This is a genomic window from Microbacterium marinilacus (assembly GCF_019753765.1).
Classification (GTDB): domain Bacteria; phylum Actinomycetota; class Actinomycetes; order Actinomycetales; family Microbacteriaceae; genus Microbacterium; species Microbacterium marinilacus.
Genome location: NZ_JAIJZW010000004.1, coordinates 131,327 through 157,712, shown reverse-complemented (window position 1 = coordinate 157,712; position 26,386 = coordinate 131,327). Strand labels below are relative to the sequence as shown.

27 protein-coding genes and 1 tRNA gene are annotated in these 26,386 nt (G+C 71.3%); 6 read left to right on the top strand and 22 right to left on the bottom strand.

What is annotated here, in order from left to right:
• Positions 1 to 53: 53 nt before the first annotated feature.
• Both K5S26_RS08500 and K5S26_RS08495 read left to right on the top strand, forming a co-directional pair.
• Positions 54 to 467, top strand: a complete 414-nt coding sequence (locus tag K5S26_RS08500; protein ID WP_221857552.1) for a DUF4383 domain-containing protein — start codon at positions 54 to 56, stop codon at positions 465 to 467.
• The gene (locus tag K5S26_RS08495; protein WP_221857551.1) at positions 467 to 937 is read left to right on the top strand and encodes a hypothetical protein; all 471 of its coding nucleotides are present in this window, start codon (positions 467 to 469) and stop codon (positions 935 to 937) included. The genes K5S26_RS08500 and K5S26_RS08495 overlap by 1 nt, the downstream gene beginning before the upstream one ends.
• A gap of 79 nt (positions 938 to 1,016) precedes the next feature.
• On the opposite strand, the gene K5S26_RS08490 is transcribed toward K5S26_RS08495, so the two are convergent.
• Complete coding sequence (locus tag K5S26_RS08490; protein WP_221857550.1) at positions 1,017 to 1,796, bottom strand: anti-sigma factor; 780 nt, start codon at positions 1,794 to 1,796, stop codon at positions 1,017 to 1,019.
• On the bottom strand, positions 1,793 to 2,383 hold the full coding sequence (gene sigK, locus K5S26_RS08485) for an ECF RNA polymerase sigma factor SigK (RefSeq protein ID WP_246603782.1): 591 nt from the start codon (positions 2,381 to 2,383) through the stop codon (positions 1,793 to 1,795). Before sigK ends, K5S26_RS08490 begins: the two co-directional genes overlap by 4 nt.
• 282 nt (positions 2,384 to 2,665) lie before the next feature.
• On the opposite strand from sigK, the gene K5S26_RS08480 reads away from it, so the two are divergent.
• Positions 2,666 to 3,337, top strand: coding sequence for a fasciclin domain-containing protein (locus tag K5S26_RS08480; protein WP_221857548.1), 672 nt, complete (start codon positions 2,666 to 2,668; stop codon positions 3,335 to 3,337).
• Positions 3,338 to 3,435: 98 nt separating this feature from the next.
• On the opposite strand, the gene K5S26_RS08475 is transcribed toward K5S26_RS08480, so the two are convergent.
• The gene (locus tag K5S26_RS08475; protein WP_221857547.1) at positions 3,436 to 4,803 is read right to left on the bottom strand and encodes an MFS transporter; all 1,368 of its coding nucleotides are present in this window, start codon (positions 4,801 to 4,803) and stop codon (positions 3,436 to 3,438) included.
• A 50-nt stretch (positions 4,804 to 4,853) separates the two neighbouring features.
• Positions 4,854 to 6,542, bottom strand: a complete 1,689-nt coding sequence (locus K5S26_RS08470; RefSeq protein WP_221857546.1) for an NAD-dependent epimerase/dehydratase family protein — start codon at positions 6,540 to 6,542, stop codon at positions 4,854 to 4,856.
• A 199-nt stretch (positions 6,543 to 6,741) separates the two neighbouring features.
• On the opposite strand from K5S26_RS08470, the gene K5S26_RS08465 reads away from it, so the two are divergent.
• Positions 6,742 to 7,557, top strand: a complete 816-nt coding sequence (locus tag K5S26_RS08465) for a hypothetical protein (protein ID WP_221857545.1) — start codon at positions 6,742 to 6,744, stop codon at positions 7,555 to 7,557.
• A 167-nt stretch (positions 7,558 to 7,724) separates the two neighbouring features.
• On the opposite strand, the gene K5S26_RS18705 is transcribed toward K5S26_RS08465, so the two are convergent.
• The 13 genes from K5S26_RS18705 to rplU all read right to left on the bottom strand — a co-directional run bounded on the left by K5S26_RS18705 (position 7,725) and on the right by rplU (position 16,503).
• Positions 7,725 to 7,964: a toxin gene (locus K5S26_RS18705; protein WP_246603781.1), complete on the bottom strand. Its 240-nt coding sequence runs from the start codon at positions 7,962 to 7,964 to the stop codon at positions 7,725 to 7,727.
• Entirely contained in the window at positions 7,961 to 8,218 is a 258-nt protein-coding gene (locus K5S26_RS08460) for a ribbon-helix-helix domain-containing protein (RefSeq protein ID WP_221857544.1), read from the bottom strand. Before K5S26_RS08460 ends, K5S26_RS18705 begins: the two co-directional genes overlap by 4 nt.
• A 62-nt stretch (positions 8,219 to 8,280) precedes the next feature.
• Positions 8,281 to 9,297 carry a hypothetical protein gene (locus K5S26_RS08455; RefSeq protein WP_221857543.1) on the bottom strand — a complete coding sequence of 339 codons (1,017 nt, stop codon included), beginning with the start codon at positions 9,295 to 9,297 and terminating at the stop codon, positions 8,281 to 8,283.
• Between the two features lie 190 nt (positions 9,298 to 9,487).
• A tRNA-Ala gene (locus tag K5S26_RS08450) sits at positions 9,488 to 9,563 on the bottom strand.
• Positions 9,564 to 9,634: 71 nt separating this feature from the next.
• Positions 9,635 to 10,009 carry a ribosome silencing factor gene (gene rsfS / locus K5S26_RS08445; RefSeq protein WP_372454393.1) on the bottom strand — a complete coding sequence of 125 codons (375 nt, stop codon included), beginning with the start codon at positions 10,007 to 10,009 and terminating at the stop codon, positions 9,635 to 9,637.
• On the bottom strand, positions 10,009 to 11,250 hold the full coding sequence (locus tag K5S26_RS08440; RefSeq protein WP_221857542.1) for a hypothetical protein: 1,242 nt from the start codon (positions 11,248 to 11,250) through the stop codon (positions 10,009 to 10,011). Before K5S26_RS08440 ends, rsfS begins: the two co-directional genes overlap by 1 nt.
• Positions 11,247 to 11,846: a nicotinate-nucleotide adenylyltransferase gene (gene nadD, locus K5S26_RS08435; RefSeq protein ID WP_308122846.1), complete on the bottom strand. Its 600-nt coding sequence runs from the start codon at positions 11,844 to 11,846 to the stop codon at positions 11,247 to 11,249. Before nadD ends, K5S26_RS08440 begins: the two co-directional genes overlap by 4 nt.
• 9 nt (positions 11,847 to 11,855) lie before the next feature.
• The gene (locus K5S26_RS08430; protein WP_221857540.1) at positions 11,856 to 12,062 is read right to left on the bottom strand and encodes a hypothetical protein; all 207 of its coding nucleotides are present in this window, start codon (positions 12,060 to 12,062) and stop codon (positions 11,856 to 11,858) included.
• A 71-nt stretch (positions 12,063 to 12,133) separates the two neighbouring features.
• Entirely contained in the window at positions 12,134 to 13,411 is a 1,278-nt protein-coding gene (locus tag K5S26_RS08425; protein WP_221857539.1) for a glutamate-5-semialdehyde dehydrogenase, read from the bottom strand.
• 16 nt (positions 13,412 to 13,427) lie between these two features.
• A complete protein-coding gene (gene proB / locus K5S26_RS08420; RefSeq protein WP_221857538.1) occupies positions 13,428 to 14,261 on the bottom strand; it encodes a glutamate 5-kinase in 834 nt (277 codons plus the stop codon).
• Positions 14,258 to 15,766 carry a GTPase ObgE gene (obgE, locus tag K5S26_RS08415; protein WP_221857537.1) on the bottom strand — a complete coding sequence of 503 codons (1,509 nt, stop codon included), beginning with the start codon at positions 15,764 to 15,766 and terminating at the stop codon, positions 14,258 to 14,260. The genes proB and obgE overlap by 4 nt, the downstream gene beginning before the upstream one ends.
• Before the next feature lie 152 nt (positions 15,767 to 15,918).
• Positions 15,919 to 16,173, bottom strand: coding sequence for a 50S ribosomal protein L27 (gene rpmA / locus K5S26_RS08410; RefSeq protein ID WP_221857536.1), 255 nt, complete (start codon positions 16,171 to 16,173; stop codon positions 15,919 to 15,921).
• A 21-nt stretch (positions 16,174 to 16,194) separates the two neighbouring features.
• Complete coding sequence (gene rplU / locus K5S26_RS08405) at positions 16,195 to 16,503, bottom strand: 50S ribosomal protein L21 (RefSeq protein ID WP_221857535.1); 309 nt, start codon at positions 16,501 to 16,503, stop codon at positions 16,195 to 16,197.
• Between the two features lie 246 nt (positions 16,504 to 16,749).
• Between rplU and K5S26_RS08400 the strand changes: the two genes are divergently transcribed.
• Positions 16,750 to 17,019, top strand: coding sequence for a DUF4031 domain-containing protein (locus K5S26_RS08400; RefSeq protein ID WP_221857534.1), 270 nt, complete (start codon positions 16,750 to 16,752; stop codon positions 17,017 to 17,019).
• Positions 17,020 to 17,069: 50 nt separating this feature from the next.
• Here K5S26_RS08400 and K5S26_RS08395 read toward each other — a convergent pair whose 3' ends face one another.
• Entirely contained in the window at positions 17,070 to 19,550 is a 2,481-nt protein-coding gene (locus tag K5S26_RS08395; RefSeq protein WP_221857533.1) for an Rne/Rng family ribonuclease, read from the bottom strand.
• A 276-nt stretch (positions 19,551 to 19,826) separates the two neighbouring features.
• Between K5S26_RS08395 and K5S26_RS08390 the strand changes: the two genes are divergently transcribed.
• Entirely contained in the window at positions 19,827 to 20,423 is a 597-nt protein-coding gene (locus tag K5S26_RS08390) for a vitamin K epoxide reductase family protein (RefSeq protein ID WP_221857532.1), read from the top strand.
• 100 nt (positions 20,424 to 20,523) lie between these two features.
• On the opposite strand, the gene ndk is transcribed toward K5S26_RS08390, so the two are convergent.
• From ndk to ileS, 4 genes are all read right to left on the bottom strand, one after another.
• Positions 20,524 to 20,937 carry a nucleoside-diphosphate kinase gene (gene ndk, locus K5S26_RS08385; protein WP_221857531.1) on the bottom strand — a complete coding sequence of 138 codons (414 nt, stop codon included), beginning with the start codon at positions 20,935 to 20,937 and terminating at the stop codon, positions 20,524 to 20,526.
• Positions 20,938 to 21,004: 67 nt separating this feature from the next.
• The gene (locus tag K5S26_RS18700) at positions 21,005 to 21,409 is read right to left on the bottom strand and encodes a DUF4233 domain-containing protein (protein WP_308122845.1); all 405 of its coding nucleotides are present in this window, start codon (positions 21,407 to 21,409) and stop codon (positions 21,005 to 21,007) included.
• On the bottom strand, positions 21,406 to 22,770 hold the full coding sequence (locus tag K5S26_RS08375) for a bifunctional folylpolyglutamate synthase/dihydrofolate synthase (RefSeq protein ID WP_221857749.1): 1,365 nt from the start codon (positions 22,768 to 22,770) through the stop codon (positions 21,406 to 21,408). The genes K5S26_RS18700 and K5S26_RS08375 overlap by 4 nt, the downstream gene beginning before the upstream one ends.
• Before the next feature lie 41 nt (positions 22,771 to 22,811).
• A complete protein-coding gene (gene ileS / locus K5S26_RS08370) occupies positions 22,812 to 26,234 on the bottom strand; it encodes an isoleucine--tRNA ligase (RefSeq protein WP_221857529.1) in 3,423 nt (1,140 codons plus the stop codon).
• Positions 26,235 to 26,386 lie beyond the last annotated feature (152 nt).

The following is a 26,386-nucleotide window of genomic DNA, read 5'->3' as shown; positions in this document are numbered from 1 at the left end:
GGGCTCCGAAACACCTGGGACACGGAAAGCCCGTGCAGAAACGGAGACATCGCATGCGTACCTCACCCAACCGGATCGTCGGCACGGTCTTCGGGGCCGTCTACCTGCTCGTCGGGCTGCTCGGATTCGCGGTCACCGGCGGCGTCGGCTTCATCGCCACGGACGGCGGACTGCTGCTCGGCCTGTTCCAGGTGAACCCGCTGCACAACATCGCTCACCTCCTCATCGGCGGCGCGCTGCTCGTGGCAGGGCTGAGCGGGATCCGCCCGGCGAAGGCGACCAACGGCGTCGTCGGCGCCGCCTACCTGCTGCTCGGCATCGCGGGCTTCTTCCTCGCCGGCACGGCGCTGAACATCCTCGCGCTGAACACCGCCGACCACTTCCTGCACCTCGCCAGTGCGATCGTGCTGCTGGGCACCGCCCTCGCCGCGGATCGCGCAGAGGCCGGGCGCACCTCGATCGCGTGATGCTGACGCGCATCTGGCCCGCCCTCGCCGCTTGGGGGGCGGGCCTCCTGCATCTCGCGGTGGCGGCGGGCTGCCCGCCGCCCGTCCTGCTCGCCCTCGCGGCGCTCGGACTGGCGGAGCTCGCGTGGGGCGCGGTCGTCCTGCATCGCGGCCGCCTGGTGATGCCGCGCGTCGTGCTGGGCGCAGCGGTGGCCGGCGTCCTCGTCTCCACGGCGGTCGCGCTCGGCGGAGGGATGGGGCTCATCCCGCTCGCGGCGATCATCGCGCTGCTGCTGTACATCGCTGCGGCGGCGGGCCTGGTGCTGCGGGACATCGCGAAGGGCCGCCCGGGCCGCCGGTCGCGTCCCCTCGTCGGCCTGCTGCTGGGAGCCTGCATGGTCGCGGCCATCACCACGCCGGCCCTCGCGCTCACCGGCCCGGGAGAGCTCGCGGTGCCGCACGGGGAGCTCTCCGGGCATCACGGCCACTGACGTCGCGCCGGACGCGCCAAGAGCCGGCCGGACGACGGGCATGTCGCCTCGTCGTCCGGCCGGCTCTTGTCGTGTCGTGTCAGCTCATCGGGATGGCGACCAGCGGGTCCGTGGTCGGCTGTCCCGTCGGCGACCCGCCGGCCGCCTCGACGGTGAGCGCCACGACGTCTCCCGCGGACACCGAGCCGTCCACCAGGGCGACCACGTCTCCACCGCCGTCGATCACTCCCGCCGACACCGCGCCGGTGTCGTTCACGACCCACAGCTCATAGGCCTGGTCGCTCGCCAGCGCGGGAAGCCCGTCGAAGACCAGCACGGCCTCCCCCGCCTCCGCCGACCAGTGCAGCGTCGCAGTGGAGCCGGACGGCAGGGCGCCGTCGGCCGCCTGTGCGTCCGACGCGCTCTCGATGCGCTCGAGCGCGACCACCGACTCGGGGCGGCTCAGCTGCGCGCCGATGCCGACGCCCGCTCCGACCGCGAGCAGCGCGGCCACGGAGGCGGCCAGCACGAACCAGCGCTGACGCGCCTTCGGATGCGTGCGTCCGCTCTCGGCGCCTCCCTCACCCGCTACGGGCGGATGCGCGTCGTCGACGACGGGCTCTTCCGCCGGCCTCTCGCCTTCGGCGACAGCAGCCTCGGCCGCGATACGGCGCAGGAGGTCGTCGCGGATGCCCGGGGGCGGCGGGACCTCGTCCGCGAGCTCGGCCAGATGCGCCGACGTCTCCGCGTACGAGGCGGCCAGCTCCTCCCGGCCGGTTCCCGGCTCGGCGAGCGCAGCCCGGTAGCGGGCCTCGTCCTCGGGGCTCAGCGCGCCGAGGGCGTGACCCGCGGCGAGCTCGTCGAACTCCTCGTCGTTCATGCCGTCACCCCCAGCTGGTCGCGCAGGCGTGACAGGCCGTCACGCATCCTCGATTTCACCGTTCCGAGCGGAGCGCCGACCATCGCGGCGATCTCGCTCTGGCTGTAACCGCCGTAGTAGGACAGCACGACGGCCTCCCGCTGCGGCTGCGGGAGGAGCTTGAGGGCGTCCGTCACTCTTCGCGCCTCCATCCGCAACTCCACTCCTTCTGCGACTCCTTCTGACACCGCCGCGAGCTCTCGGGCTCCTGCACGCCTGTCGCGTTCGGTGCTCGCCTGCGAGGCGCGCACCCGGTCGACGGCACGGCGGTGGGCGATCGTGAGGATCCACGACCGTCCCTGTCCTCTGTTCGGAGCGAAACGCCCGGCGGATTGCCACACCTCGAGAAAAACCTCCTGCAGCACTTCCTCGCTCTGCGAGCGGTCGACCAGCACGCGGAGGATCAGGCCGAACACCCGGGACGACATGGCGTCGTAGAGCCGGGCGAAGGACTGTTGGTCGCCGCCGGCAGCGGCCACCAGCAGAAGCGCGATGTGGTCGACAGGGCCCGTGCCGTCATCCGACACGTCCAAGCCGTCGATCACCATGCCCTCAAGCATGCCGCACGACGGGGCCGGAACCGCGCAGTGACGGCGCTGCGGCGCCCCATCCGACCGCGAGGACCCCGGTGGTGACGAGGAGCACGACCTCCGCTCCCCCTGTGTTCGCGCGCGAGAACGCGTCGCGCTCGGCGGAGGCTGTCCGGCGCCCGTCCCCACGGATTCGAAAAAGATCCGATCCGATTCGGGCAGGGCGCCGAATGAGACATGAGCGCCACCCGGCGCCGCGCCTCGCACTAGGGGTGAAGAACACACACAGGAGACGTCACCATGCGCAAGAAGCTTCAGCTCACCGGCACGATCGCTCTCGCCTTCGCCGCCACGATCGCCCTCAGCGCCTGTACCTCCGGCGACACGATGGAGGACGACAGCACCACCACGCCCGAGTCGTCCGCCGCCACGGAGGAGTCCACCGAGGGCACGACCGAGGAGCCGATGGCCGACCCCGCGGCGAACCTCGTGGGCCCCGGCTGCGAGGAGTACGCCGAGATGGTGCCGGACGGCGCCGGCTCGATCCAGGGCATGTCCGAGGACCCGGTCGCCGTGGCCGCCTCGAACAACCCCATGCTCACGTCGCTGGTCGCCGCGGTCTCGGGCGAGGTGAACCCGGACGTGAACCTCGTGGACACGCTCAACGGAGACGAGTTCACCGTGTTCGCGCCGGTCGACGACGCGTTCGCGAAGATCGACGACGCCACGATGGAGACCCTCTCCACGGACGCCGACCTGCTGACCTCGATCCTGACGTACCACGTGGTGCCCGGCCAGATCGAGCCGGCGGACATCGAGGGGACGCACACCACCGTCGAGGGCTCCGACCTCGAGGTGACCGGCAGCGGCGACGAGTGGATGGTCGATGACGCGCAGATCGTCTGCGGCGGCGTGCAGACCGCCAACGCGACGGTGTACCTCATCGACTCGGTGCTGATGCCGTCGAGCTGACGGCACGACGCCGACGCGACCCGGGAGGCGGGGAGGGAGGAGCCATCGGCTCCCCTCCCCGCCTCCCGGCCGTTCGCCTGCGGGCCCCGGCGCTCGGCTCAGTCGACCGGACGCGGGTCGCGGATCGCCAGCCCCGACGCGACAGCGGCGGCCGCGAACAGGGCCGCGGTCGCGAGCGCTGCCCGATGGAACCCGGCGAGATCCAGGTCGCCTCCCGCGATCACCGCGATGACGGCGACGGCCAGCAGCCCGGCGACGCGGGCGATCGCGTTGTTCACCGCGGACGCGATCCCCGAACGGTCGGCGTCGATCGCGCCGAGAACGGCACTCGTGAGCGGCGTCACGGTGAGCGTCAGCCCGACGCCCATCACCAGCACGCCAGGCAGCACCTGCCACCAATAGTCGAAGGGCTGGCCGACCAGCAGCAGCAGCGCCGCGCCCGCCGCCATCGCCGACGGTCCCAGAGTCATGAACAGGCGGGGCCCCCGCCGCGCCGCCCACGCGCCCACCCGTGAGCTGCCGAGCACCATCATCACCGTCATCGGCAACGAGGCCAGGCCCGCCAGCGTCGCACCGAGCCCCGCCTCCTGCTGCAGGTAGACGACGAGCGCGAAGCCGCTCAGCGACAGCGCGGCGTACACGAAGGTCGTCGCGAGGTTGCCGGCCCAGAAGTTCCGGGCGCGGAACAGGTCGAGCGGCATGATCGGCTGGGCGGAGCGCCGCTGGCGGACGAGGAACACCGTGAACAGCACCGCGCCGGCGCCCAGCGAGGCCAGCACGACCGGATCGCCCCATCCCAGCCGCGGTCCCTCGATGAGCGCCGTGACGATGCCGCCGAGGCCGAGTGCGCACAGCACGCTCGCGACGAGGTCGGGGCGTGCGCCCGGCCGCCTCACGTCGGGAGTGCGCAGGCCCGACAGCAGCCACAGCGTGGCGCCGATCGGCACGACGTTGATCACGAAGGCCCAGCGCCACGATGCCAGGTCGATGAACAGCCCGCCCACGAGCGGCGCGGCGAGCATCGCGCCGCTGGTCGCCGCGGTCCACAGCCCGATGGCGCGGGCGCGGTCGGCCGCGACGAAGTGCGAGCTGATGAGCGCGAGCGAGCTGGGCACGAGCAGCGCTCCGGCGACTCCCTGCACGGCGCGGGCGGCGATCAGCAGCTCGATGCCGGGTGCCACCGCTATCGCCGCCGAGGACACCAGGAAGCCGATCAGCCCGACGCGCATGACCGGGAGGCGCCCGTACAGGTCGCTGAGGGAGCCCGCCACGAGGATCAGCGCTCCCAGCGTCACCAGATAGGCGTTCACCACCCATTGCTGACCCGCGAGCCCACCGCCGAGCTCCGCCCGGATCGCGGGCAGCGCGACGTTGACGATGCTCGAGTCGAGGAAGGCGACGGACGACGCGAGGATCGCGACGGCGAGCACGCGTCGGCCGGTCGCCGCGCCCGGTTCGTCCGTCACCCCTGCACGATAGCCCCGCGCGGCGTCGGCCGGGTCGTGCCGTCCGGACGTCAGTCGACCACGCCCGGACCGAAGGCCCCGGGAACCGCCTCGGCATGCAGCCGGCCGAGCGTGTCCGCCTGTACGCGCGCCTGGTCGGCGAGGTCCTCGAACAGGCCCGGCGGGAGGCCGAGGTCGGGAGCCAGCGTGAGAAGCGTCTGCCAGCCGCCGAGCTTGCCGATCACCGCGCTGCGCATGACCTCGATCTCCAGGACCGGGGTCATGGGCGATACGAGCGGCCGACCGTTCGTCTTCAGCCGGCCGGCTTTCTCCGCGATCCATGCCGCCGCCTGACGGTACGGGCGGCGGCGCAGTTCGAGGCTCGCGATGAGGCTCTTCAGGAACGTGCGCTCCTCGCGCAGCTCCCGCGCGATCCGCGCCAGGTCCGGCCCCAGCTCGGTGTCCTCGTACGCCTTCGCCATCCGCGCCATCCGGTCGACGCCCGCGGTGGAGCCGGTGAGGTGGTCGGACAGATACAGCCCGAGGATGTCTCGCTCGATCCGCGCCGGCACTCGGTGGCCGTCGGCCTCCGCGGATCCCGACGCCGCGCCATCGGGCCCGGCGGGCTGCACGAGGGCGTCGGGCTCGACGGCGCCCGGCGGCAGCTGATCCTGCGGCCACGTGCGGCGCGGACGCAGCGGTGCGCTCGCGGCGCCGGTCCCGTCCGCCATGGCGGTGAGCAGCTCGCGCAGGGTCTCTTCCGCCCCGTGTCGCGGGGTCCAGCCCAGCTCGCTGCGCGTGCGCGAGGTGTCGAGGAGCGGCGCCGCCATCGCCATGTCGAGCCAGCCCGCGTCCGCGGCGATCAGATGCGCGCGCCAGGCCACGTGCACGAGCGGCCTCAGCACCCCGGCCGGCACGGCGAGGTGGCGCCCGTGGTCGAGCACGGCGGCGAGGTCCGGGCCGCGGAGCACCGGCTCGCCGGCCACGTTGAACGCCCCCGTCGCCCGCTGCAGGACCACCCGGCGATAGGCGTCGGCGAGGTCGGCCCCGTGCACCACCTGGAGCCGCAGCCCGGCGGGCAGCGGCAGCAGCGGGAGGCGGCCGGGACGGAGCAGCGCGGGCGGCAGCAGCGCTCCGATGAACAGCCGCACGATCTCGGCGCCCGCATCGGCGTCGAAGACCAGCGCCGGTCGCACGCGTGCCACCGCGAGGCCGCGCGCCTCGGCCTCGTCCAGTACGCGTTCCTGCGCGGCCTTGTCGACCGAGTAGTGCGCGGTCGGGACCCCGCCCGTCGGCCATGACTCGTCGCGCGGCTCGTCGTCCTCCACCCCGGTGTACGCGCCCACCGACGACGCGCACACGAGATGTCCCACACCGGCGCGGAGGCAGGCCTCCGCCACCCGCCTGGTGCCCTCGACGTTCGCACGGCGGATCAGCTCGCGCTGCCGGTTCGGCTGGATCATCCACGCCAGGTGCACGACCGTGTCGACGCCCTCGAGCGCCGCGGCGAGCCGCGCCACGATACGCTCTTCGCCGCGCTCGTCGGCCGCGGGGGCCGCCAGGTCGACCCGCTCCCAGCGCGCCCTGTCGTACGGCGCCTCCGAGACGTCCGGGAGCCGCCGGGCGATCCCGAGGACGTCGCCGTCCCAGTCGTCCGCCCGCAGTGCATGGAGCAGGGCGGTGCCGACGTTGCCGGTCGCGCCCACGATCGCGATCCTCCGGGGCGCCGTGCCGCGGCCCGATCCGTCCTCATCGCTCATCGGTTCCTCCGGTGTCGAGACCTGTGAGGTCGTCCTCCCCCCGATCCTCGCGCCTCGTCCGTGAATCGCACATGGGGTTGCGGGACCGCCTCGCGGCCGGTTAGAGCGCACGGTAGTCCGGGCTCGGCGTACGATCGCACGCGGTCGGTCCATCGGTGTCCGACCTGCGATGTCGTACCCCGGGTGCATGATGACGATCGTGACGGACCAGGAACTCGCCGAGAGCGCCCGAGCGGACCAAACTGGCAGATGCTGGTGGTGCGGAGGCATCGCGGACAGCCGCGAACACAAGCACAAGCGCAGTGCTCTGAGGCGTATGCAGGACGGCGGCGGCATGTACCTCGGCGTCGACGGACAGGCGCCGTATCGAGTCCGCGGGCCGAACAGCCCAGCCGTCAAGTTCAAGAAGATCCTCTGCAGGAAGTGCAACAACGTGCGGAGCCAACCGTTCGACGCCGCTTACGACGAGTACTGGAAGTACGTGCAGACCAACAGCCCCATGCTGAATCGGGCAACAGTGGTCGACTGGACTGCCGTCTACGGCGACCAGTGGGCTGAGAAGACCCGCGCACTCGGTCGATACGCCATCAAGAACTTCGGTTGCTGGATGGCGGAGAGCGGCTTTAGACCTCCCGAGGCGTTCGTGACGTTCCTGAACGGCGGAGAGCTCGCTGACACCCGAGTGGTGCTTGCTAGGAAAGAGTCGATATCGCTCATGGAAAGAGCATTGCGCCTCGACGGCACACGCGCCCGTGACGCTGGAATGGGCGTCTACGGCGCGCTCGGAATGGTCAGCAGGAGCCGTCTGCAGCTGACCGCTTGGGATCAAATCTCGTACGTGAGCGATATTTGCATGCACATCACCTGGCGAGAAGACGCGGGCGTGGGCGATGTGTTCTGGCGTTTGCCCTTCGCTCCCTTGGAGGTCATGCCTGCTTCTATGAGCCAGAAGATGCTGGCCGTCAAGATCGGCGCCCGAGCACTGATCCGCCGGGTTCAACGCAGCCATCGCTGAGCAGCGCGGTCCGGGAGGACACATCTTGATCGGAAGCAATGAAGTCCTCGGTGAAGCGAGGGCTTCCGGTGAGGCCAAGGGCAACCGAACCGACACCTGACAGCAGCTCGAGAAACCTTCGTGTCCCGCAGAGGCAGCCGAAGCTGCGGCCGTGCCAACGTGCTCGATTACGGGAGCAGATCGAGCATCTGAGGCCGCGCCTTCATCGCGTGAATCACGAGTTCGTTGCCGCTGTCGAAGACGAGCACAACCGTCTCCAACATGCGGCCATGAGTGTCGAACCCAAGACGCAACTGCCTTGCGGGGCTGTCGTCATCGAGGTCTTCGATCCAGGTCGCCCATGTCGCAGCCTGGATCGCGTCCTCGGGACGTATCCCGTGCTTGCGAGCCGACGCATGGACTCTCATGCCGACGTCAGGGCCTCGCGGATGACCTCCGAGCGGGACTTGCCCTCACGTTCGGCACGCGCGTCGAGCGCGGCGATCTCCTCCGCAGTCAGACGCAACGCGACCACCTGCGAAGGCTCAGCACCGCGACCCGGTCGCCCACGGCCGCGCTTCTTCAGGGTCGCGACGTCGTATCCGACCTCAGCCTCGTCCGCCCAGGCCTCGATCTGCTCCTCGGTGACAGGAGTGCCGTTGATCGTCTCGCGCTTGGTCATGGCTTTATGTTATACGAAAATGCGGGAAAGCCTGCCCCGGTCAGAGCGCACGCGGCCGACGGTCACCCGTCGCGGACGGAGAGGCTCGTCGCGGGATCGCTCTCCAGCACCATCGATGCATCGGTGATGCGGGCGGGGAGCGCGGCGTCGACGGCGTCGGCCATCCCCGCGAGGTCGGCCTCGATCCGGACGGCCACCTGCACCCGCGCACCGGAGATCCACACGTACGCGATGCGGTCGCGCAGCTCCTCGTCGAGGCTGGACAGCAGAAGCCGCGCGTCCTCCCCGTCGGAGTCCCCGAGGCGGACCACGTCGCTCGCGAACCGCACGGACGTCCCGGGCCCGAGGGCGACGCCCGCGGCGACGCGCCGGGCGGCTGACAGGTCCGACTCGTCCCGGAGCGCCACGACGACGACCGGTTCGTTTCGAGCGCGCAGACCGGCGAGGGGAACCTCCGCCGTCAGCGCGTCCCACAGCCGCAGGGCGTCGCCGCGCGCGGCCGTCGACCCTCTCAGGTCGACGTCGCCGTCCTCCGCGCGCACCGTCGCCGTGTCCGGCAGCCCGGGCGCGACCTCGTCCCGCAGCGCCGGCAGGTCGCGAGCCAGCTCGACCGCCTCTGCGGTGCCGCTCCCCACGAGCACCAGCGAGGAGTCGCCGACCGTCGCCGAGATCACGCGGGCGTCCGCGCGGAGCGCGAGGAGCAGCCCGACCGCCTCGTCATCGTGACCCTCGTCGCCGGTCACCTCCATCTCGAAGCCGTCCACGACAAGCGAGACACGACCCTGCATGCGATCGCCGTTCTCCCGGGTGTAGTCGCCGATGCGACCGACGAGCGCCGCGAAGTCCTCGTCCGCCAGCGCCTCGCGGGCGACGACCTCGCCGCTCACTCCGCCGGTGAACGGCTGGTTGTCGTGGCTGGTCAGCTTCATGGACTCCACCGAGGGGTCGTCGGCGAACGCCCGCTGGAACGCGGCCGACTCCCCGTCGCCCGTGCAGCCCGCAGCGAGGAGCAGGGTCGCGCTCAGCAGGGCGGCCATGAGTGCCGCGCGCACCCGCCTTGCACGCCTGCCCCCGGTCACGCCGCGATTCTCGCGATCGCGCGGGCCGCTCCAACCGCTGCGGAGGCATTTCGCACTCCGGCAGAAGCTTGTGGCAGCGTGGTCAGAACACACCTCGCGACGACGGCCCCCTGCCCGTTGAGCTAACCGGTGCAGCCACTGCACATCACCACAGCGGAAAACGAAAAATCCCCGGCGAGCCGGGGATTCCTGGTGGATCTGAGGGGACTCGAACCCCTGACCCCCTGCATGCCATGCAGGTGCGCTACCAGCTGCGCCACAGACCCAGGTGCTGTCCGGTAGAAGCCCCGGACAACTCCATAAGCTTACAACACGTCCGAGCCGAGGTGAAATCGCCTCACTCGGCCGGGCGCGTCGCGCTCACCTCGACGGGGATCACCGGGCAGTCCTTCCAGAGGCGCTCGAGCGCGTAGAACGCCCGCTCCTCCTGATGGAAGACGTGCACGACGAGGTCGCCGAAATCGAGCAGCACCCACCGCGACTCGGCGCGTCCCTCGCGGCGCAGGCGCTTGTGCCCGGCCTCGTGCAGCTTGTCCTCGATCTCGTCCGCGATGGCGGCGACGTTGCGCTCGCTGCGGCCGGTGACCAGCAGGAACACGTCGACGAGCGGCAGCGGCTCCGACACGTCGAGGGCGACGAGATCCTCGCCGCCCTTCGCGTCCGCCGCCTCCGCGGCGATCTTCAGCATGTCGATCGATTCAGCAGTGGCCATCAGCCCAGGACTCCCGTCGTGAATGCGGCGACCACCACGCCGATGAGTGCGATGCCCAGGGCGCCCGCCGTGATGCCGAGGATCAGGGTCAGGCGGTGCGTCTTCTCCGGTGCCGGCGGGCGGATCACCTCCGACGGGCTCTTCGACGTGCTCACCGCGTCGCTCGCGGCGATCGGCGTAGGCGAGGACGACAGGGGCAGCTCGCCGTCGAGCAGGACGACGTCGACCTCCTTGCCGTCCGTGGTGCCCGCGGCGTGGCCGCGGGAGCCGAAGCCCTCCGGCAGCGCGTGCGTGCTGGTGAGCAGGATCTCCCCGGTCGCGTCGATCGGCGCCGACAGCGGGATCGTCCCGGGATCGGCCTGGAGGATCAGCGTGCTGGCCGCCGTCGCGGTGCCGCTCGAGTCGGCGGCCTGCGACAGGATCTCCTCGAACGAGCCGGGCTGCGACGAGCGCTCGGGCTCGGCCCGCAGCACCGTCGACCCGAACGTCGGCGCCACGGTGGGACGCTCCTCCGGCTCCTCGTCCGCCACGGCGTCGTCCTCGACGTACACGGTCTCGACGGGCGCGTCCGAGAGCTCCTCCTCCGCGCGCTCGGCCAGGGTCTCCCCCTCCGACCCCGCGACGGGCTCCACCACGGGCTCGAAGACGAGCTCGTGCACGGTTGCGTCCTCGGACGCCGTCTCCTCGGCGTCCTCGGCGTGGTCGGAGGGCTCGGCCTCCACGACCTCGTAGACCACCGACGTCTCGTTCTCGGCGACGGCGACGGCCTCCTCGGCCGGCGCCTCGTCGGCGGGCGCGTCGTCCGACTGGACGATCGACAGCTGGTTCGTGCGCAGGCGCTCCCTCTCGCGCACCTGTCGGCGCGTCAGAGGCCGACCGAAGGCGTCGGCGTCGTCCACGGACTCGGCCGATCCGTCGTCCTCGGCCGCGTGCTCTTCCGGCCCCGCCTCAGGCGTCGCGTCGCCCCGGTGTCCTTCGGGGTCGCCCTCGGTCTCCTCGGGCTCCGCCTCGAAATCGACGTCGGGCTCTGCCTCAGCGGCGGCCTCGGACTCGACGTCGGCCGCGTCCGTCTCCGGTGCGGGAGGCGCCTCCTGCGTGACGGCGTCCACCCCCTCGGCCTCGCGCGCGGCATTCGCCGCCTCGGCCTCCTCGGGCGTGATGACCGGGTTCTGGCCGGTCATCTTCAGCTCTCGCAGCCGGCGTCGAGTGAGCGGCGGCGTCGGCTCTTCCGGTGTGCTCATGCCTTGCTCCGATACAGATGATGCTTCGCGATGTACTGGACGACGCCGTCGGGCACCAGGTACCAGACGGGAAATCCGCGTCGTACCCGGTCGCGGCAGTCGGTTGACGAGATCGCCAGCGCCGGGACCTCCAGCTGGCTGACGTCCGTGCTCGGCAGGCTCTCGACGTCCAGCACGTGGCCGGGGCGGGAGACCGCGACGAAATGGGCGAGATCCCACAGCTCATCGTGGTCTCTCCAGCTGAGAATCTGCGCCACGGCGTCTGCGCCGCTGATGAAGAACAGGTCCGCGTCCGGACGCGAGGCCTTCAGGTCGCGCAGCGTGTCGACGGTGTAGGTCGGGCCGTCGCGGTCGACATCGACCCTGCTCACGGTGAAGCGCGGGTTCGAGGCGGTGGCGATCACGGTCATCTCGTATCGCTGCTCCGCCGGTGAGACGTGCTCCTTCTGCCAAGGCTGCCCCGTCGGGACGAACACGACCTCGTCGAGGTCGAACGACTGGGCGACCTCGCTCGCGGCGACCAGGTGGCCATGGTGGATGGGATCGAACGTCCCGCCCATCACCCCGATCCGCGGCGGCCTCGGCTGCACCGTCACAAGGCCGACCTAGTGGCCGTGGCCGGTCTCGTGCTCGGCGTGCGCCTCGACCTTGTCGGGCCGACGGTTGGAGACGTTGCGGTACGACGCCGTCACCGCTGCGAGCAGCCCGAATGTGACGGCCGCGATGATCCCGAACGGCAGCGACGCCAGCATCGGGTTGCCGTGGTGTTCGGTCTCAGCGGCGGCGGCGACAATCGCTGCGGCGAAGTGCATTCGTGCTCCGTTCAGGTTGTGACACGGGTCGTACAGCAGCCCCGGTCAGGCGTGCCGGTCCAGCTTATCGCTCAGACGCGCACCTGACCGGCGCCACGGCCGAGCCACTTGGTGCTCGTCAGCTCTGGCAGGCCCATCGGGCCGCGAGCGTGGAGCTTCTGCGTCGAGATCCCCACCTCTGCGCCGAAGCCGAACTCTCCTCCGTCGGTGAAGCGCGTCGAGGCGTTGACGAGCACCACCGCGGAGTCGACCTCGGCGAGGAATCGGTCGGCGTTGCGCACGTCCGTCGTCACGATCGCCTCGGTGTGGCCCGTCGAGTATCGGCGGATGTGGTCGATCGCGTCGTCCAGCGTGTCCACGACCCGCATCGCGATGTCGAGGCTGAGGTACTCCGTCGCCCAGTCGTCCTCGGTGGCCGGGACGACGTCCGAGGCGAGACGGGCGACCGCCTCGTCGCCGTGCACCGTCACGCCCTGGCCCTGCAGGGCGGCGGCGACGGGAGCGACGAGCCGTTCGGCGGCGTCACGCAGGACCAGCACCGTCTCGGCCGCGTTGCACACGCTCGGGCGCTGCGCCTTGGCGTTCACGACGATGTCGCGCGCCCAGTCGTCAGGCGCGGACGAGTCCAGCACCACGTGCACGTTGCCGGCTCCGGTCTCGATGACCGGCACGGTGGACTCGGTGACGACCGTCTCGATGAGCCCTGCGCTGCCCCGCGGCACCAGCACGTCGACGAGGCCGCGGCCGTGCATCAGCGCCTTGGCGCCGTCCCGCCCGAACGCGTCGACGCTCTGGATCGCATCCGGCGAGATCCCGCGGGCCTCCAACGCGTCGCGCATCACGCCGACCAGCACGGTGTTGGACGACAGCGCGGCGCTCCCGCCGCGCAGCACGACGGCGTTGCCCGACCGCAGCGCGATCGCGGCGATGTCGACGGTCACGTTCGGCCGCGCCTCGTAGATCGCGCCGACGACCCCGAAAGGCACGCGCACCTGCTGCAGGTCGACGCCGTTCGGCATCCGGTGACCACGCACCACCTGCCCGACCGGGTCCGGCAGCGCGGCGATCTCCCTCACCGCGTCAGCTAGGCCCGCCACCCGCCGCGCATCGAGCCGCAGCCGATCCAGCAGACCCGCGCCGATGCCGTCTCGTTCACCGCGCGCCAGGTCGTCGGCGTTGGCGGCGATGATCTCGTCGGAGTGCTCGAGCAGCGCGTCGGCGATCGCGTGCAGCGCGTCCGTCTTCTCGCCGCTCGTGAGCCGCGCGGTCACGCGCGCGGCGTCCTTCGCGAGACGCAGCCGCTCCTGAGGCGTGTCGATCGCGACCTCCTGGACGTCGACGGTGCTCATCTCGCGGTCTCCTTGCTCACTGTGCCGAATCGGAGGGGTGTTCCGTGAGTGTACCGACGGCGGCGCCCTCGGGCGAAGGGCGGAACCAGGTGCCCACGGCCGCGCCGGAGAGCGCGTCCGCCACCAGGTCGGCGCTGGTGACCAGGACTCCGATACCGGCGGACGCGGCGAGGCGGGCGGCGGAGACCTTCGTCGCCGCGCCTCCGGTGCCGACGCTGTTGACGACGGCCGAGCCGAACTCCAGGCCGGACAGGTCGGCGTCGTGGCTGACCACATCGAGGGGCTCGGCGCCGGGCTCGCTGGGCGGCCTCGTGTACAGCGAGGCGATGTCGCTCAGCAGCACCAGTGCGTCCGCCTGCACGAGCTGCGCGACCAACGCGGCCAGACGGTCGTTGTCGCCGAAGCGGATCTCCTGCGTGGCGACGGTGTCGTTCTCGTTGACGATCGGCAGCACCGAGAGGTCGAGCAGCCGCTCGATCGCACGTCGGGCGTTGCTGCGCGGTGTCGGGTTCTCGAGGTCTCCCGCCGTCAGGAGGATCTGTCCCGCGAGGACCGAGTGCCGGTCGAGGCTGTTCTGGTAGCGCCACATCAGGACGTTCTGCCCCACCGCGGCGGCCGCCTGCTGCGACGCGAGGTCGTTCGGCCGCTCACCGAGGTCGAGGAACGGGATCGCGGTCGCGATGGCGCCGGACGACACCAGGATGAGCTCCGCGCCCCGCTCGCGGACAGCGGCGATGGCGTCGACGATCAGATCGATGCGCCACGACGCCTCGCCGCTGATCGACGAGGATCCCACCTTCACGACGATCCGTCGCGCCGACCCCAGGTCGGCGCGCTCGGCGGCGGTCACGACGGATCTTCCTCGGGCTCGCCTCGGCGGGCGCGGCGCAGCTCCTCGGCCTCGGCCCGCTGGGCCGCGCGCGCGTCCTGACGGTCGTGATACTGCTCTCGCCGCTCGACGCTCGTGCGCCGGCGGTTCTGGTCGAGCCGCGGGTCCGTGCCGCGAGGAGCCTGGATGAGCTCGGCGGCCGAGCTGATCGACGGCTCCCAGTCGAAGACGATCGCGTCGCCCTCGCCGATGACGACGGTCGAGCCCGGAACGGCGCCCGCCCGGTAGAGCTCGTCCTCGACGCCCAGCTTCTCGAGCCGGTCCGCGAGGAACCCGACGGCCTCCTCGTTCTGGAAGTCGGTCTGCTGCACCCAGCGCACCGGCTTGTCGCCGAGGATGCGGTAGACGTTGCCGTACGTGCCGCCCTCGACACGCACCGTGAACTCCTTCTCGGAGCCCTTCGGGCGGATGACGACGCGCGGCTTGACCGGCTCGGCGGGCGCCGCCTTGCGGTGCTGCTCCACGATGTCGCCGAGCGCGAAGGTCAGCTCACGCAGCCCCTTGCGGGCCACCGTCGAGATCTCGAACACGCGGTAGCCGAGCGCCTCGAGGTCGGGGCGCACGAACGCCGCCAGCTCCTCGGCCTCCGGCACGTCGATCTTGTTCAGCACGACCACCTGGGGGCGCTCCAGCAGCGGCGTCTGTCCCTCGGGCACCGGGTAGGCGCCCAGCTCGGCGCGGATCACCTCGAGGTCGCTCAGCGGGTCGCGGCCGGGCTCGAGCGTCGCGCAGTCGAGCACGTGCACGAGCGCCGTGCAGCGCTCGACGTGGCGGAGGAACTCCAGGCCGAGCCCGCGCCCCTCGCTCGCGCCCTCGATGAGGCCGGGCACGTCCGCGACGGTGAAGCGCACGTCTCCCGCCTGCACGACTCCGAGGTTCGGGTGGAGCGTGGTGAACGGGTAGTCGGCGATCTTGGGGCGCGCAGCCGAGATGGTCGCGATCAGGCTCGACTTGCCGGCCGAGGGGAAGCCCACGAGCGCGACGTCCGCGACCGTCTTGAGCTCGAGGACGACGTCGCCCTCCCAGCCCGGTGTGCCCAGCAGCGCGAAGCCCGGCGCCTTCCGCTTGGGCGACGACAGCGCGGCGTTGCCGAGCCCTCCCCTGCCGCCGGGCGCGGCGACGAAGCGCATGCCCGGCTCGATCATGTCGACGAGCACCTCGCCGGACGGGTCCTTCACGACCGTGCCCACCGGCACCGGCAGCTCGAGGTCCTCTCCCTGGGCGCCCGATCGCATGTCGCCCATCCCGAAGCCGCCGTTGCCGGCTGCGCGGTGCGGCGAGTGGTGGTAGCTCAGCAGAGTGGTCGTGTTCGTGTCCGCGACCAGCACGACGTCGCCGCCGTCACCGCCGTTCGCGCCGTCCGGGCCGCCCAGCGGCTTGAACTTCTCGCGACGTACCGAGACGCAGCCGTTGCCGCCCTTGCCTGCGCGCAGGTGAAGTGTCACCTCGTCGACGAATGTGACCATGATTCCCACCGATTCTGAGAGTGCGAGCTGGAATGACGGCGGGAGGAGCCCCAGCCGGAAAAGAGAACGGGACGAGCCGAAGCCCGCCCCGTTCCATGACGCGTATGCGTGTCGCGCCTGAGAGTGCCGGAGGGGCACTCGCCAGACGGAAGTTACTCGCCGGCGACGATGTTGACGACCTTGCGGCCGCCCTTCGTGCCGAACTCCACCGCTCCTGCGGCGAGGGCGAACAGCGTGTCGTCGCCACCGCGACCGACGTTGGCGCCCGGGTGGAAGTGGGTGCCGCGCTGACGGACGATGATCTCGCCCGCGCTGACGACCTGGCCGCCGAAGCGCTTCACTCCCAGTCGCTGGGCGTTGGAGTCGCGACCGTTGCGAGTGGAGCTCGCTCCCTTTTTGTGTGCCATTACTCAGCCTCTTCCGGTGACTTACTTGATGCCGGTGATCTTGACGCGCGTGAGGTCCTGACGGTGGCCCTGGCGCTTCTTGTAACCGGTCTTGTTCTTGAACTTCTGGATGACGATCTTCGGGCCGCGCAGGTTGCCGACGACCTCCGCCGTGACCTTGACCTTGGCGAGCTTCTCAGCGTCGGTCGTCACGTTGTCGCCGTCGACGAAGAGGACGGCGGGCAGCTCGATCGTCTCGCCCGCGGCAGCCTGCACACGGTCGAGCTGAACGATGGTGCCGACCTCGACCTTCTCCTGCCGGCCGCCGGCGCGCACAACTGCGTAAACCACTTCACACCTGTTTTTCATTGGGGAAGCCACGGGCTTCCGAATCTCACGGGAAAGACTTCGCTTGCTCTCGCTGGCCGCGAGGGGCGTCTGCAAGACTTTCGTCGCGCCGCCATCGCCAGCGCGCGACACAGGGGACGCACCAAAGGACTACTCTACCCGATCGGGGCGGGTTCCGGCAAAAGCGCCGGGACGGCGCGTCGCGCGACGGCCGCGCCGCGCACCGCGGTGCTCTCGTAGGATCGGTCGGTGGCGATTCTCGTTGACGATCCTGTGTGGCCCGCGCACGGCCGGCTGTGGGCGCACCTCGTCAGCGACCACGACCTCGACGAGCTGCACGCGTTCGCGGCCGCCCACGACGTGCCGCCGCGCGCCTTCGACCGCGATCACTACGACGTGCCCGAGCACCTGGTCCCCCGGCTCGTCGAGGCGGGCGCCCGGCACGTGACGGGCAAGCAGCTCGTGCGCGCGCTGATCGCCTCGGGTCTGAGGATCACCGCGCGCGAACGCCGCGGCTGAGACGACGGAGGCCGCCGCGGGACGAGCCCGCGACGGCCTGGACCGGCGTCTCAGTCCTCGGACGACGACGTCGGCGTCACCGACACCGCGGTGCCCGTCAGGGCGGCGGTCGTCACGCGACGGCTGCGCCCGCGCCCCTGGCCGGGGGCCTTGGGCTCGGGGAGCGCGTTGAGCACGGAGTCGAGCAGCTGCTCGGTCTCGGTCTTCGGCGCCTGCGCTTCGGGCGATCGCTTCTTGCGCGGCTTCTTCGAGCGCTCCGGCGCCGAGCCGCCGTCGGACGCCGGCGGGCGCGGCCCCTCGGGCAGCTCGATCTGGAGCTCCGGCTGACCCTCGGGCCTGTCCTGCGGATGCGACAGGGTGGAGGCGGCGATCTGCGCGAGGGCCGACTTCACGCCCTCGGTGATGACGTGCGTGCCCGTTGAACCGGCCGCCGCCTGCGCCGACGCCTGTCCGCTCTGCTCGGCGCGGCCGTTCGACGAGCCGCCGCCGTTGCCGCGAGAGCGCCGTCCCGATCCGGAGCCGCTGCCGCCCCCGCCGCTCGGGCGGTGCTTCGCGACCGGGTCGTGGTGCACGATGACACCCCGACCGGCGCAGACCTCGCAGGGCTCGCTGAAGGTCTCGAGCAGGCCGAGGCCGAGCTTCTTGCGCGTCATCTGGACGAGACCCAGGGAGGTGACCTCGGCGACCTGGTGCTTGGTGCGATCGCGGCTCAGGCATTCGACGAGGCGCCGCAGCACGAGGTCGCGGTTCGACTCGAGCACCATGTCGATGAAGTCGACCACGATGATGCCGCCGATGTCACGCAGCCGCAGCTGACGGACGATCTCCTCCGCGGCCTCAAGGTTGTTCTTGGTGACCGTCTCCTCGAGGTTGCCGCCGGAGCCGACGAACTTGCCGGTGTTCACGTCGACCACCGTCATCGCCTCGGTGCGGTCGATGACCAGCGAGCCGCCCGACGGCAGCCACACCTTGCGGTCCAGCGCCTTCTCGATCTGCTCCGTGATGCGGAACGCGTCGAAGGGGTCCTGCTCTCCCTCGTAGCTCTCGATGCGGTCGAGCAGATCGGGCGCCACGCCCTCGAGGTAGCCCGTGATGGTGCGCTGCGCGTCCTCGCCCTGGATGAGCATCTTCGTGAAGTCCTCGTTGAAGACGTCGCGGACGATCTTCACGAGGAGGTCGGGCTCGCTGTGCAGCAGGACCGGGGCGTTGCCCTTCTCGACCTGCGACAGGATGTGCGCCCACTGCGAGGTGAGGCGGTTCACGTCGCGGGTCAGCTGCTCCTCGGTGGCGCCCTCGGCGGCCGTGCGGACGATCACCCCCGACGACTCGGGAAGGACCTCCTTGAGGATCTTCTTCAGGCGCGAGCGCTCGGTGTCGGGGAGCTTGCGGGAGATGCCGTTCATCGCGCCGCCGGGCACGTACACGAGGTAGCGGCCGGGCAGCGAGATCTGGCTGGTGAGCCGCGCGCCCTTGTGCCCCACCGGGTCCTTGGTGACCTGCACGAGGACCTTGTCGCCCGGCTTCAGCGCCAGCTCGATGCGGCGCGGCTGGTTGCCGGTCTCGACCGAGTCCCAGTCGACCTCACCGGAGTACAGCACGGCGTTGCGGCCGCGACCGATGTCGACGAACGCGGCCTCCATGCTCGGCAGCACGTTCTGGACACGGCCGAGATAGACGTTCCCGATCAGGGAGGCGTCCTGGCTGCGCGCCACGTAGTGCTCGACGAGCACCTTGTCCTCGAGCACCGCGATCTGCACGCGGTTGTTCTTGGACCGGACGATCATCTCGCGGTCGACGGCCTCACGACGCGCGAGGAACTCGGCCTCCGTGACCACCGGGCGGCGCCGGCCGGCCTCTCGACCGTCGCGGCGGCGCTGCTTCTTCGCCTCGAGGCGCGTCGAGCCCTTGATGCGCTGCGGCTCGGTGACGACCTCGACGACGCGCTGGCGACGGCGGCCGCCGCCCTCCTCCGCGTTCGACTGCGGCTTCTCGTCGGCGACGTCTGCTGCGCCGCCGCGGCGGCGACGTCGGCGGGACGAGCGGCCCCCCTCGGGCTCGTCGTCGACCGGCAGAGCGGGCAGCGGCGGCAGGTCCGGCGCGTAGAAGTGCAGCGCCGTCGACACCTGCGAGACGAACTCCTCCGGCAGCAGGCCCAGGCTGACGGCCGTCGGGCGAGCCGGCTCCGTCTCCTCCTGCGGCGCCTCGTCCGAGGCGACGTCGTCCGGCGCCGAAGCGTCCGTGACGCCCTGCGGCTCGTCCGCGGCGGGGGCGTCCGCCTGCGAGGCGGCCTCCTCCGACTCCGTGTCGTCCTCGGCTCCGGCATCCGCCGCGGCCGTGTCGCCGGACGTCACCGTCTCGGCCTCGTCGGCTGCCGCGTCCTCGACAGGCGCCTGCGCGGCGGGCTCGCCGGTCGCCGGCTGCTCGTCGGGCGTCGCCTCCTGCTCGGCGGAGTCCGTCGTCAGCTCGTCGGTCGCGTCCGTCCCGTCCTCCGAGAGGGTGCGGTCGTTGTGCTCGTTGTTCTGTTCGGCCATCGCTGGCGTGCTCCCTGCGGGCGGACATCCGCGCGTCGCCCGGAAATCTCGTGCGGTCCCGCATCGGCGGGCCCGCGAACTCTCACTCGGCCTGCGACAGGCTCATGGCTCTGGTCGCGCGGGGCATCCTTTGCCCCGAAGTCTTCAATCGACGCGGGTCGCGGCGCGGCCGCGGGATGCGTCACGTGCCATTATCGCATCACCCGCGCGTCTCGCGCACGCGGCACGCACGCGCGCCCGGTCGGCGCTCCGCTCCGGCAGAGGGACAATGGTCCCGTGACCGAATCACGCAACCGTCCCGTAGCGCTCGCCGTCTGGCTCGTCATCGCCGGTGCGATCGGCTGGTGGGCGGCGTTCTCCCTCACCACCGAGCGCTTCCACCTGCTGATGAACCCCGGCTCGACGGCCAGCTGCGACTTCAGCCCGCTCGTGCAGTGCGGGCTGAACCTGACGTCGCCGCAGGGCTCGGTGTTCGGCTTCCCGAACCCCGTCCTCGGGCTCACAGGGTGGGTCGCGCCGATCGTCGTCGGCATGGCGATCCTCGCGGGAGCACGGTTCTCGCGCTGGTTCTGGCTGCTGTTCCTCGCCGGCATGACGTTCGCGTTCGGATTCGTCGTGTGGCTCATCAGCCAGAGCATCTTCGTTCTCGGCACCCTCTGCCCCTGGTGCATGGTCACCTGGGTCGTGACGATCCCGTCGTTCTACGCGGTGCTGCTGCACACGCTGCGAACGGGCGCTCTGCCGGCCCCTGCCGGGGTGCGGCGCGGCGCCGGCAAGCTCATGGGCTGGCTGCCCCTGCTGGCCGTCGCGAGCTACGCCGTGGTGGCGGTGCTCGCCCAGCTGCGGCTGGACGTGCTGGGCTCGCTGTTCTGAGAACGGACGCGCCCCGGACGCCGGCAGAGCCGGGCATCCGGGGCATTGGGTCCCGTGGGCCCGGTCCTGCGACGACCGGGCCGAGGGAGGCGGTCCGGCGTCAGAACCAGATGCCGAGCTCGCGCTGCGCCGACTCGGGGCTGTCCGAGCCGTGCACGAGGTTCTGCTGCACGGCGACGCCCCAGTCGCGGCCGAAGTCGCCGCGGATGGTGCCCGGCGCCGCCGTCGTGGGGTCGGTCGTGCCCGCCAGCGAGCGGAAGCCCTCGATCACGCGGTTGCCCGCGACGCGGATCGCGACGACCGGTCCCGACATCATGAACTCGAGCAGCGGCTCGTAGAACGGCTTGCCCTCGTGCTCGGCGTAGTGCTCCGCCAGCAGGTCGCGGCTCGGCTCGATCAGCCGGATGTCGACGAGGGAGTATCCCTTCGCCTCGATGCGTGCGAGGATCGCGCCGGTCAGGCCGCGGGCGACGCCGTCCGGCTTGACGAGGACGAGGGTCTCTTCGGTGGCCATGTGCTGCTTGCACCCCAACTTCTCAATAGAACTTCTCGGTCGCCGTCGAGGTCCGACGGGCCCGCGGTCAGCTCGAACGCTCGTTGTCGGCCCGCTGAGACGCGGTCCGCTGCTCGATCCGTGCTCCTCCGATCGTCGCATACGCCCACATGCCGCCGAACACGAGCGCCACCAGCAGGATCGCCGGCACGGCGATCGCGCCCAGCGCGACCACGACCTGCAGCGCCCAGCCCAGGCCGAAGCCCCAGCGGTAGCGCAGCAGCCCGGTGGTGAGCAGCATGACCGTCGCCACGACCGCACCCGCGACGATGCCCCACCAGTCCGGCAAGGGATCCGGCAAGGCGCGCAGTCCGAAGATCGCGAGGCCGGCGAGGAACACGATGATCGCCTCGAAGCCCAGGACCACCTGGCCGAGCTTCTCGGGCAGACTGCGGTAGCGCGCGGGCCGCGGGGCGGGCTGCGCGGAGGTCACCGCGCCCACCCCGACTTCCAGTCCTCCGCCGCCGCCAGCGCCAGCGCCTCGCCGGCGAGGACCACGGAACCGGCGATCGCGACGGCGCGACGGTTGGACTCGCTCGCCCATTCCCGCGCGGCATCCGCCGCGTCGGCGAGGTGCGGGTGCACCGTGACGCGCAGCCCGGCGCTCTCGACGAGGTCGGCGAGCCCGTCGGGGTCGGTCGCGCGCTCCGACTCCGGCGCCGTCACGAACACGTGCGCGGCGATGGGGCCGAGCTCTCGGACGATGCCGATCGCGTCCTTATCGCCGAGCACACCGAGCACGAGCCCCCACTCGTCGAAGTCGAAGGCCTCCCGCAGGGCGGCGGCCAGCGCCGCGGCCCCGTGCGGGTTGTGGGCCGCGTCGACGATCACCGTCGGCTCGACGCCGAGCAGCTGCAGGCGGCCGGGCGACGTCGACTCGGCCAGGCCCTCCGTGAGGACCGATGGGGCGATCGGCTGCGTCGCCGCGCCGATCAGCGACTCCACGGCGGCGATGGCCAGCGCCGCGTTCGCCCCCTGGTGACGTCCGTAGAGCGGCAGGTACTCCTCGTCGTACAGGCCCGCGAGCCCCCGCACCGTGATGAGCTGGCCGCCGACGGCGAGCTTGTCGTCCACGAGGGCGAAGTCCGCGCCCTCGAACGCGATCTCGGCCCCCCGCTCGCCGGCGACCCGGCGCAGCACCGCCTCGGCCTCGGGCGTCTGGCGCGCCGAGACCACCCGCGCGCCGTCCTTGATGATGCCCGCCTTCACCTCGGCGATCTCGGCGATCGTCGATCCCAGGCGGTCGGCATGGTCCAGGTCGATCGGCGCGAACACGGCGACGTCCCCGTCGGCGGTGTTGGTGGAGTCCCACGCGCCGCCCATCCCGACCTCGAGCACCAGAACGTCGATCGGGGCGTCGGCGGCGGCGACGAAGGCGAGCACCGTGAGCAGCTCGAAGAAGGTCAGCGGCTCCTCCCCCCCGGCCTCGAGCTCGGCGTCGACGATCGCGACGAACGGCTCGATCTCGTCCCATGCGTCGGCGACGGCGGCATCCGCGATCGGCCGCCCGTCGATGAGGATCCGCTCCGTGAAGCGCTCGAGGTGCGGACTGGTGAACATCCCCGTGCGCAGGCCATGGGCGCGCACCAGGCTCTCGATGATGCGGCTGGTCGACGTCTTGCCGTTCGTGCCCGTCACGTGCACCACGCGGTAGGTGCGCTGCGGATCGTCGAGCAGCTCGAGCACCCTCGCCGTCCGCTCCTTCCGCGGCTGCACCCATCGCTCGCCCGCGCGGTCGAGCAGCGTCTCGTAGACGGCATCCGCTCGCGCGCGATCGCGCGGCGTGCCCTCCACGATCACCTCGTCGGGCTCGTCGGGCGTCTGTCCCTGCTCGCTCACGCGGTCGCTCCGTTCCGGCTCACGGCGACCTGGAAGTCGCCGACGTTGGCGTAGGTGCCGGCCGCGACCCGGCCGACGTGCTCGGGCAGGACGCCGTACGCGGCCCGCCAGGCCTCCGGGGACGGCTCCGCCGGCGAGTCCGTGTCCCGCACGAGCGGCTCGAACCACGTGGCGAGCGTCTCCGTCATCAGCATCGCCGTGTTCGGCTTGTCGACCGTCGCGCCCGCGACCGGGAACACGGCCGCGTCCTGCGGGCTGTCGAACAGCAGGTGCAGGCTGATGCGGTCGCTGACGTCGAAGCCGGCGGCCTTGCGAGTGTCCTGCACGGCGCGCACGATGTCGCGTGCCAGGCCCTCGGCCTCGAGCTCGGGCGTCGTCCGCGTGTCCAGCAGCACGAAGCCGCCCGTCGGCAGCAAGGCGAGCGCCTCTCCCTCGGGGCGTCCGGTGGTCTCGAGCACGAGCTCGTACTCCCCCGGCTCGAGCGCCAGGCCGCCCGCGACGACGGCGCCGTCCTGCTCCGACCAGTCGCCCTCCTTCGCGGCGCGGATCGCCTGCTGCACCTGCTTGCCGAGGCGGGGCCCCGCCGCGCGGGCGTTCACCGTCAGGCGGTGGGAGATGCCGTACTCGGCGGCGGTGTCGTCGCCCAGCGCCGCCAGCTCGACGGCCTTCACGTTCAGCTCCTCGCGCAGGATGTCCTCGAACTGGCCGAGGCCGGATCGCGCCGTGACGACCGTGAGCTTCGCCAGCGGCAGGCGCACGCGCAGCCCCTCCCTCTTGCGCAGCGCGTTCGCGACGCTGGACGCCTCGCGCACGGCGTCCATCGCCTCACGGATGTCCGCGGCGTCCGGGAAGGCGGAGGCGTCCGGCCAGTCGGTCAGATGCACGCTGCGCCCACCCGTCAGGCCCCGCCAGACGCGCTCGGAGACGAGCGGGATCAGCGGCGCGGCCACCCGTGTGAGCGTCTCGAGCACGGTGTACAGCGTGTCGAAGGCCTCCCTCGACCGCGGCTCCTCCGTCACGCCGGTCCAGAACCGGTCGCGCGAGCGGCGGATGTACCAGTTCGTCAGCACCTCGGCGAAGTCGCGCAGCCGCGCGGACGCCGTCGTCGAGTCGAGCCGTTCGAGGTCGTCCGCCACATCGCGCACCAGATCCCCGGTGAGCGCGAGGATGTAGCGGTCCAGCACGTCCGTGGAGTCGGTGCGCCAGACCGCCTCGTAGCCCGGTCGACCGGCCTCGTCGACGGCGCCGCCGACACCGACGCGGGCGGCGTTCGCATACGTGGCGAAGAAGTACCACGAGTTCCACAGCGGCAGCAGGAACTCGCGCACCCCCGCGCGGATGCCCTCCTCGGTGACGACCAGGTTCCCGCCGCGGAGCACGCTGGACGACATCAGGAACCAGCGCATCGCGTCCGAGCCGTCGCGGTCGAACACCTCGGAGACGTCCGGGTAGTTGCGCAGCGACTTGGACATCTTCTGTCCGTCGTTGCCGAGCACGATGCCGTGGCACGAGACGCCCGAGAACGCCGGGCGGTCGAACAGCGCGGTCGAGAGCACGTGCATCACGTAGAACCATCCGCGCGTCTGCCCGATGTACTCGACGATGAAGTCGGCCGGCGCGTGGGAGTCGAACCACTCGGCGTTCTCGAACGGGTAGTGCACCTGCGCGAACGGCATCGATCCGGAGTCGAACCAGACGTCGAACACGTCCTCGATACGGCGCATGGTGCTGCGGCCGGAGGGGTCGTCGGGGTTCGGGCGGGTGAGCTGGTCGATGTACGGGCGGTGCAGGTCGACCTCCCCCCGCTCGTTGCGCGGCAGCGTGCCGAAGTCGCGCTCCAGCTCCTCCAGCGAGCCGTACGCGTCGACGCGCGGGTGGTTCGGGTCGTCCGACTTCCACACCGGGATCGGCGAGCCCCAGAAGCGGTTTCGACTGATCGACCAGTCGCGCGCGCCCTCCAGCCACTTGCCGAACTGGCCGTGCTTGACGTTCTCCGGCGCCCAGGTGATCTGCTCGTTCAGCTCGAGCAGACGGTCCTTGAACTCGGTGACGCGCACGAACCAGCTCGACACGGCCTTGTAGATCAGGGGGTTCCGGCATCGCCAGCAGTGCGGGTACGAGTGCTCGTACGACTGCAGACGCAGCAGACGGCCGTTCTGGCGCAGAAGGCGCACGAGCGGCGTGTTCGCGTCCATCCACAGCTCCCCGGCCACGTCGGTGACGACGTCCAGGAAGCGCCCGTCGTCGCCCACGGACACGATGGTCGGGATGCCGGCGGCGTCGCCGACGCGCTTGTCGTCCTCGCCGTACGCCGGGGCCTGGTGGACGATGCCCGTGCCGTCGGCCGTCGTGACGTAGTCGTCGACGAGGACGCGCCATGCGTTCTGCGTGCCCCAGGCCTCGACGTCGGCGAAGTAGTCGAAGAGCCGCTCGAAGCGCACGTCGGCGAGGTCGGCGCCCGCCACGCGCACGCGGACGGCCGCCGTCGCCTCCGCCGCCGACTCATAGCCGAGGTCCTTGGCGTAGCCGCCCAGGAGGTCCTCGGCGAGCAGGAACTCCGCGCCCTCGGCGCCCTCCTTCGCCCCCTTCGGCCCCTCGGGCACCACCGCGTAGACGATGTCCGGCCCGACCGCGAGCGCCATGTTGGTCGGCAGCGTCCAGGGCGTCGTGGTCCAGGCCAGGGCGCGCACGCCCTCGACCCCGAGCGCCGCCGCCTTCTCTCCGGTCAGCGGGAACGTGACGGTCACCGACGGGTCCTGCCGCATCTTGTAGACGTCGTCGTCCATACGCAGCTCATGGTTCGACAGCGGCGTCTGGTCGCGCCAGCAGTAGGGCAGCACACGGTAGCCCTCGTACGCGAGGCCCTTGTCGTGCAGCTGCTTGAACGCCCACAGCACGCTCTCCATGAACGTGGTGTCGAGCGTCTTGTAGCCGCGCTCGAAGTCCACCCAGCGCGCCTGGCGCGTGACGTAGTCCTCCCACTCGCGCGTGTACGCCAGCACCGACTCGCGCGCCTTCGCGTTGAAGGCGTCGATGCCCATCTGCTCGATCTCGCTCTTCTCGGTGATCCCGAGCTGCTTCATCGCCTCGAGCTCGGCGGGCAGGCCGTGCGTGTCCCAGCCGAAGACGCGATCCACGCGCTTCCCGCGCATGGTCTGGAAGCGCGGGAAGAGGTCCTTGGCGTATCCGGTCAGGAGGTGCCCGTAGTGGGGCAGGCCGTTCGCGAACGGGGGGCCGTCGTAGAAGACCCACTCGTCGGCGCCGTCCCGCTGCGCGATCGACGCGCGGAAGGTGTCGTCCCGCTCCCAGAACGACAGGATCTCGCGCTCGATGTCGGGGAATCGCGGGCTCGGGACGACGGCGCTCTCGTCCGACGCGGCATCCGCGGCCGCACCGAACGACGACTTGGGGTAGGTCATGTCACTCCAGCAGTTCCAGATCGGACTGCGAGGACGACCCTGCCGACTCGACGACCTGGCCGCGGTACCACCCCGCGTTGCACCGCGCGCCCCCGTCTCCGAAGGCGGACGACGCCGCTCTCACTGCGGCTGTGACGGGCCTGCCCCGCGCG

Coding starts and splice junctions, on each gene's coding strand:
- K5S26_RS08500 (WP_221857552.1), top strand. CDS start 54: ATGCGTACCTCACCCAACCGGATCGTCGGCACGGTCTTCGGGGCCGTC.
- K5S26_RS08495 (WP_221857551.1), top strand. CDS start 467: ATGCTGACGCGCATCTGGCCCGCCCTCGCCGCTTGGGGGGCGGGCCTC.
- K5S26_RS08490 (WP_221857550.1), bottom strand. CDS start 1,796: ATGAACGACGAGGAGTTCGACGAGCTCGCCGCGGGTCACGCCCTCGGC.
- sigK (WP_246603782.1), bottom strand. CDS start 2,383: ATGGTGATCGACGGCTTGGACGTGTCGGATGACGGCACGGGCCCTGTC.
- K5S26_RS08480 (WP_221857548.1), top strand. CDS start 2,666: ATGCGCAAGAAGCTTCAGCTCACCGGCACGATCGCTCTCGCCTTCGCC.
- K5S26_RS08470 (WP_221857546.1), bottom strand. CDS start 6,542: ATGAGCGATGAGGACGGATCGGGCCGCGGCACGGCGCCCCGGAGGATC.
- K5S26_RS18705 (WP_246603781.1), bottom strand. CDS start 7,964: ATGAGAGTCCATGCGTCGGCTCGCAAGCACGGGATACGTCCCGAGGAC.
- K5S26_RS08460 (WP_221857544.1), bottom strand. CDS start 8,218: ATGACCAAGCGCGAGACGATCAACGGCACTCCTGTCACCGAGGAGCAG.
- rsfS (WP_372454393.1), bottom strand. CDS start 10,009: ATGGCCACTGCTGAATCGATCGACATGCTGAAGATCGCCGCGGAGGCG.
- K5S26_RS08440 (WP_221857542.1), bottom strand. CDS start 11,250: ATGAGCACACCGGAAGAGCCGACGCCGCCGCTCACTCGACGCCGGCTG.
- K5S26_RS08430 (WP_221857540.1), bottom strand. CDS start 12,062: ATGCACTTCGCCGCAGCGATTGTCGCCGCCGCCGCTGAGACCGAACAC.
- K5S26_RS08425 (WP_221857539.1), bottom strand. CDS start 13,411: ATGAGCACCGTCGACGTCCAGGAGGTCGCGATCGACACGCCTCAGGAG.
- obgE (WP_221857537.1), bottom strand. CDS start 15,766: ATGGTCACATTCGTCGACGAGGTGACACTTCACCTGCGCGCAGGCAAG.
- rpmA (WP_221857536.1), bottom strand. CDS start 16,173: ATGGCACACAAAAAGGGAGCGAGCTCCACTCGCAACGGTCGCGACTCC.
- K5S26_RS08395 (WP_221857533.1), bottom strand. CDS start 19,550: ATGGCCGAACAGAACAACGAGCACAACGACCGCACCCTCTCGGAGGAC.
- ndk (WP_221857531.1), bottom strand. CDS start 20,937: ATGGCCACCGAAGAGACCCTCGTCCTCGTCAAGCCGGACGGCGTCGCC.
- ileS (WP_221857529.1), bottom strand. CDS start 26,234: ATGACCTACCCCAAGTCGTCGTTCGGTGCGGCCGCGGATGCCGCGTCG.